Annotated in this window: 5 protein-coding genes; 2 read left to right on the top strand and 3 right to left on the bottom strand. The window is 67.5% G+C overall.

Going from position 1 to position 6,000, the window contains the following annotated elements; genetic code table 11:
* Positions 1 to 386: manganese catalase family protein (locus LUM46_RS11025; protein WP_274993936.1), on the bottom strand; the 386-nt coding region annotated here is incomplete at its 3' end.
* Between the two features lie 382 nt (positions 387 to 768).
* Here LUM46_RS11025 and LUM46_RS11020 point away from each other — a divergent pair.
* Both LUM46_RS11020 and LUM46_RS11015 read left to right on the top strand, forming a co-directional pair.
* Complete coding sequence (locus LUM46_RS11020) at positions 769 to 2,241, top strand: family 43 glycosylhydrolase (RefSeq protein WP_274993935.1); 1,473 nt, start codon at positions 769 to 771, stop codon at positions 2,239 to 2,241.
* Between the two features lie 50 nt (positions 2,242 to 2,291).
* The gene (locus tag LUM46_RS11015; protein WP_274993933.1) at positions 2,292 to 3,596 is read left to right on the top strand and encodes an RICIN domain-containing protein; all 1,305 of its coding nucleotides are present in this window, start codon (positions 2,292 to 2,294) and stop codon (positions 3,594 to 3,596) included.
* Positions 3,597 to 3,726: 130 nt separating this feature from the next.
* Here the strand turns inward: LUM46_RS11015 and LUM46_RS11010 are convergent, their stop codons facing one another.
* Both LUM46_RS11010 and LUM46_RS11005 read right to left on the bottom strand, forming a co-directional pair.
* Positions 3,727 to 3,963: a glycine zipper domain-containing protein gene (locus LUM46_RS11010; RefSeq protein WP_274993932.1), complete on the bottom strand. Its 237-nt coding sequence runs from the start codon at positions 3,961 to 3,963 to the stop codon at positions 3,727 to 3,729.
* Positions 3,964 to 4,087: 124 nt separating this feature from the next.
* Positions 4,088 to 5,716, bottom strand: a complete 1,629-nt coding sequence (locus LUM46_RS11005; RefSeq protein ID WP_274993930.1) for a cellulase family glycosylhydrolase — start codon at positions 5,714 to 5,716, stop codon at positions 4,088 to 4,090.
* Positions 5,717 to 6,000 lie beyond the last annotated feature (284 nt).

Below are 6,000 nucleotides of genomic sequence, written 5' to 3'. Positions count from 1 at the left end.
GTCCACGGGTTGCCGTTGGAGTCGACCGGCCGGGCGCCCGCACCGGCCACGATGGCGTGCTGCGGGTCGGTGCCACCGATGATCGCGGCGACCGTCGGGTCATCCTGCATCGCTCCCTCGGTGACACCGAGCGGTGCCTTCTCGAGCAGCTGCGCGATCATCGTCGCGAGCATCTCGACGTGGCCCATCTCCTCGGCACCGATCCCATAGAGCAGGTCGCGGTACTTTCCTGGCATGTGCGCGTTCCACGACTGGAAGCCGTACTGCATGGCGACGGTGATCTCGCCGTACTGGCCACCGAGCACCTCCTGCAGCTTGCGGGCGTAGACGGCGTCGGGCTTCGCTGGCTTGGCGTTGTGCTGCAGCTCCTGGCGGTGGAAGAACATAGCGGTACTCCCTCAGTGTGGACGTTGCCTGGTGTGCTTCGTTCACTCCTCCTCCCTGGCGAGCAACCCCTCCACTGTCGTAACCGCGCCAACCACTCGCACGTCGAGGATCGTGCGCCTGGCTGCGGCATGGAGGAACGGCTGAGCGGACCGCACGACCGCCCAGGAGACGTGGTCAGGGGGCGCTGGCTCGTCGTCGTGCGGGCCCCGCTGAGCAGTCCCTGGATGACCCGGAAAAGAGGCCCCGGCAGTTCGAAGCATTGACACATCACGGCAGGCCCGGGACACTTCGATCGGATGTTAGCGCTCACATTGACTCTCAAGGAGGAGAGACATGGACGCACGGAGAGATCAGTCACGCCCTCGAGGACGTGGCTCACGCATGCTCGTCGCCGCTCTGGCGGCGCTGGCGGTACTGTTCCCCCTCACCTTGTCCGGCACCGTCGCCACAGCCGCGCCCGGCTCGAACTTCCAGAACCCGATCGTCGGCACGCCCAACAGCGCCGACCCGTGGCTGGGCTACCACGACGGCAACTACTACTACGCGGCCACCACGTGGACCGGGAGCATCTACCTCCGCAAGTCGCCCACCCTGTCCGGGCTGAAGACCGCGGCCGAGACCCGGGTGTTCCAGATGTCGCAGCCAGGCGCGACGTCGAACATGTGGGCCCCGAGCCTGCACCAGCTCAACGGCAAGTGGTACCTGTACTACTCGGCCGGCCCCAGCTCGTGCTGCGGTGGGCAGCGTCAGCACGTGCTCGAGAGCGCCGGTTCGGACCCGATGGGTCCGTACACCTACAAGGCCAAGCTCGACCTCATGCCGAACGACGGGTGGGCGATCGACGGCAGCGTCATGACCGTGGGCGGCACCAACTACTTCGTCTTCTCCGCCTTCACGAACAACGGCAGCTTCGAGTCGGGGGCCACCCAGAACCTGTACATCTCGCGGATGACGAACCCGTGGACGGTCGCCGCGCACGGCACGCTGATCTCCCAGCCCACGCTCTCCTGGGAGACCCAGGGCAACCCGGTTAACGAGGGCCCGTACGTGCTGCAGCGCGGCGGCCGTACCTTCCTCACCTACTCGGCGAGCTTCTGCCAGACGCCGGACTACAAGATCGGCGCGCTCGAGCTGACCGGGTCCGACCCGACGAACCGCGGCGCCTGGACCAAGATGCCCAACCCGCTGTTCCAGCGCAGCGACGCCAACGGCGTGTACGGGCCGGCCCACCACACCTTCTTCAAGTCGCCCGACGGCACCGAGGACTGGATCGTCTACCACGCGAACTCCTCGGCCTCCCAGGGGTGCGGCACCACGCGTACCAGCCGGGCACAGCGGATCTCCTGGAACCCCGACGGCACCCCGAACCTCGGCGTCCCGGTCTCGACCTCGACGCCCCTGGCCGGCCCCTCCGGTGAGAACAACAACCCCGGTGCCGTCCCGGTGCGCCGTCTGCAGTCCTACAACTTCCAGGACCGTTACGTCCGCCACGCGGACTTCGCCGTGCGGATCGACCCGAACGTCAGCCCGGCGCTCGACGGCAGGTTCCGCGTCGTCGCGGGCCTGGCGAACAGCGGCGCGGGCCACGTCTCGTTCGAGTCGGAGAACTACCCCGGCCACTACCTGCGGCACGACAACTACGTGCTCCGGCTCGCGCCGAACGACGGGTCCTCGACGTTCCGGAGTGACGCGACGTTCAAGCAGGTCGCCGGGCTGGCCGGCTCCGGATGGTCCTCGTTCCAGTCGTACAACTTCCCCGACCGGTACGTCCGCCACTCCGACTATGGGCTCCGGATCGACACCATCGGCAGCGACACCGCCCGCCAGGACGCCACGTTCCGGCTGGTCGACTGACCTGCCACCAGCCGCTCCGACCCGCAAGGCAACGAGACAAAGGAGTCCCCATGCCACACGCCGTCCCCACGCACCCGGCACGCCACCGCGTGCTCGCGCTCCTCGCCGCGCTCGCCATCGCCCTGTCCGTGACGCAGGTCGTGACCGCGCCCCCGGCCCACGCGGCGACCGCGTACATCTACACCACGTTCAAGGGTGACGCCGCCGCCGACCAGGAGCTGTGGGTCTACACCTCCTCGAACGCGACCAGCTTCAGCACCCTCGCGGACACCAACTTCCGCGGCCCCTCGGGCGCGCTGCGTGACCCGAGCATCATCAAGTCGGGCGGGACGTACTACATCGCCTACACGGTCCAGTCCTGGACCACGCAGTCCACCCACTTCAACATCGCGCGCAGCACCGACCTGCGGAACTGGACCCACGTGGCCTCCGTCCCGGCCGGCATCAGCGGCACGGCCTACACCTGGGCGCCCGAGTTCTACGTCGAGGGCGGCACGGTCCGCGTCGTCGTCAGCCTCGGCACCTCGGACCACCAGTTCGTGCCGTACGTGTACACCGCCCAGAACGGCGGCCTGACCTCGTGGAGCGGCCCGACCCGGCTCGGCATCCCCGCCAACCACATCGACACGTACATCGTGAAGCGCGGCTCGACCTACCACGCGTTCGTGAAGAACGAGAGCACCAAGTGGATCGAACGATGGACCTCGACCGACTTCACCAGCTGGACCAACCAGGGGAACCTGTGGCAGCAGCACCACGAGGGTCCCTCGGTCGTGCAGCAGGCGGACGGCACGTACCGCGCCTACATCGACCGGTACACCAACGGCGGCATGTGGACCTCGACGAGCTCCGACCTCACCTCCTGGAGCGGCCTGTCCCAGGTGGGCTGCGCCGGCTGCCGGCACGGCACCGTCATCCTCGACACCACCTACGCCGGGGCATCCGGCGAGCGCGTCACCAACCGGCACAGCGGCCTGGCCATGGACGTCCAGAACCCCAACCTGAACAACAACGCCCGCGTCGGCCAGTACGCGTGGAACGGGGAGAACTGGCAGCGCTGGGCCTTCGAGGACGCCGGCTCCGGCTACGTCCGGATCCGCTCCGTCCACTCCGGCAAGTGTCTCGACGTCTCCGGCACCGCGGACGGCTCCGAGCTCCAGCAGTACGACTGCTACAACGGCACCAACCAGCAGTTCACGCTGCGGAACACGAGCAACGGCTACGTCGAGATCGTCGACCGGCGCAGCGGCAAGTGCGTCGACGTCCCTGGGAGGTCGACGTCGAACGGCACGATCCTGAAGATCTACCCCTGCAACGGCGGCAACAACCAGCAGTGGCTGCGCGCCAGCGCCTGACCTGAGCCGCCGAACGACGTCGACCCGGCCGGTTGCTCCGGTCCAGGACGTCGAACCGCAAGAGACGACCAGGTAGCTGGCGCCGGCCCAGGCCCGGCACCGGCACCAGCTACCTGGTCATCTTGGCCGCCTAGGGCCTCTCGTCGTCGCGGGGATCCTCGTCCTCCGACGCCGGGGCACCGCCTTGCACCATCGCGAACACCGGGAAGAACGCCATACCGAGCGCGATGCCGACAGCGAGGTTGTCCAGCGCCACGCCGAGCGCCACCCCGATGCCGAGGCCGACCGCGATGCCGGCCCCCCAGTTCCAGCCGTTGGTCGGGGCGTCGCCGCCTCCGCTCTGGTCGTCCCGTGCGGTGTGTGCCATGTACCCAACGTAGGGAGGTGGGGCGCACAAGTCCTCCCCCCGGAGGTTGATCTTTCCAGGGCGGCACCGCCTCGCGGTGCCGCCCTGGCCCGGGGCCGCTGCGGTCGGTCCTGGCCGGCCGGTCCTATCGGAGGGTCCACCGTTGGTTGCTGCCGCCGTTGCAGGTCCAGAGGATGATCTGGGTGCCGTTGGCGGTGCCTCCGCCGTTGGCATCGACGCAGAGCCTGTTGTGGACGTTGGTGATCGTGCCGTTCGAGTGCACGGTCCACCGCTGGTTCGCGCCGCCCGTGCAGTCCCAGATCGTCGCCCTGGTGCCGTTGGCCGTACCCCAGCCTGCCGCCTCGAGGCACTTGCCGTTGACCTTCAGCTCACCGGCCGACGTTCGGGCGAACGACTGGCCCGCACGCGACGCGCAGTCCCACAGCTGTGCCTGCGTCCCGTTCGCCGTCGAGGAGCTCGGGATGTCCAGGCACCGGTTCGACGCCGCACCCACGATCGCGGTCGAGCCGGACTGGCCCGTGCCACCCAGGCCGCTCATGATGGCGTTGACGATGCCCTGCTGGGTCACCGAGTTGGCCGACCGGTTGAACAGCCCGAACCCGTACTGCCCGTTGACGCCGTTGTCCCAGTAGATGGTGCTGGCCCCGTACTTCTTCGCGGTGGCCACCAGGGTGCGCGCGAAGTCCTCGCGGTACCGGTTGTTCGACGAGTCGTGCGACGACTTGTCGATCGCGCCGTACTCGCCGACGACGACCGGGTAACCCCGGGTGACGAAGGCGTCGTAGGTCTTCTTCAGCTGCGAGTCCAGGTAGTCCTCCTGCCCCCAGGTGGACGTCTTCGAAGGATCGGTCGCGCCAGGACCCCACTGGGTGATGGTGCCGTTCTCCTCTCCGGCGAAGTCCCACGGAGAGTAGTAGTGGACGGAGATCATGATCCGCTGCTCGTTGCTGGGGATGGAGGGCGACCGGTGGGTGTCCTTCGGGATCACGAAGCCGTAGTCCCCGGCGGTGTAGTCGATGTTCGTGTTCCACCCCGGGACGAGCAGCCACCTCGAGCTGTTGTTCCCGCCGGCCTGGCGCACGGTGTCGACGAAGATCTGGTTGTAGCTGTTGATGTTCGAGTAGCACGGCTGAGTGGGGTTCCCGTACTGCCCGTCGAACTCCTCGTTCATCGACTCGAGGATCAGGCGCTGGTCGTAACCCTGGAACCTGGTGGCGATCTGCTGCCAGGCCTTCTGGTACTTGGCCTTGATCGTCGTCTGGTCGGACGCGTCGCAGATCAGCCAGGAGCCGGTGACGGTCTTGTAGCCGTCGCCGTGCATGTTGATCACGACGTACATGCCCCGGTCGTAGGCGTAGTCGACGACCTGCTGGACCCTGTTCAGCCACGCGGTGTCGATCGTGTAGTTCGGGCCGGAACCTATGGCGTTCAGGTACGAGACCGGGATCCGGATCGTCTTGAACCCCGCAGCCTGCACCCGGTCGATCAGAGCCTGGGTGACGGTGGGGTTGTTCCACGCGGTCTCGCTCGGGTAACCGTTGGAGTTGGCCTCCAAGCTGTTACCCAGGTTCCAGCCCGCGCCCATGTCGGCGACGATCTGCGATGCGTTCAGCGGTGTCACGGTGTCGGCCGACGCCCGGGGCGCCGAGCCGGTTGCGGAAACGGCCACCGCCAACGTCGCGGCGAGCGTCCCGGTGATCAGACGTCTGAGAGATGTCGAAGCAGCGAGCTTCGTCCAAGAGAGCTTCTTCACGGTGTGCCCTTCTTCGCGCACGGGTGTCGCTCGTCGGCCGATCGGCTCGCCGTCGAGCGCGCTGTGGTTGATGTGCGGCGATCGCTCGCCGCATGGTGGCCGGCCCAGCATGTGCCTCAAGGAGCCGTTCCTCGAAGCGCTTCAACACGATAGAACTCAGCCCAGAAGGTACGCAAGCCCTCAAAGCCCACATATCGACCTGATGGGCCGATCTTTCGACCTCGCGGGCCAGAGAACGGTATCGAAGCGCTTCGAGCCGCCGTGGACGACCCTCCGTGGCACCG

Source organism: Promicromonospora iranensis, assembly GCF_028994805.1.
Lineage (GTDB): Bacteria > Actinomycetota > Actinomycetes > Actinomycetales > Cellulomonadaceae > Promicromonospora > Promicromonospora iranensis.
This window is presented reverse-complemented; position numbering and strand designations above follow the sequence as displayed.

Bases quoted from the DNA above. Each gene is read 5' to 3' on its own strand.
- LUM46_RS11010 (WP_274993932.1), bottom strand. From the start codon at position 3,963: ATGGCACACACCGCACGGGACGACCAGAGCGGAGGCGGCGACGCCCCG.
- LUM46_RS11015 (WP_274993933.1), top strand. From the start codon at position 2,292: ATGCCACACGCCGTCCCCACGCACCCGGCACGCCACCGCGTGCTCGCG.
- LUM46_RS11020 (WP_274993935.1), top strand. From the start codon at position 769: ATGCTCGTCGCCGCTCTGGCGGCGCTGGCGGTACTGTTCCCCCTCACC.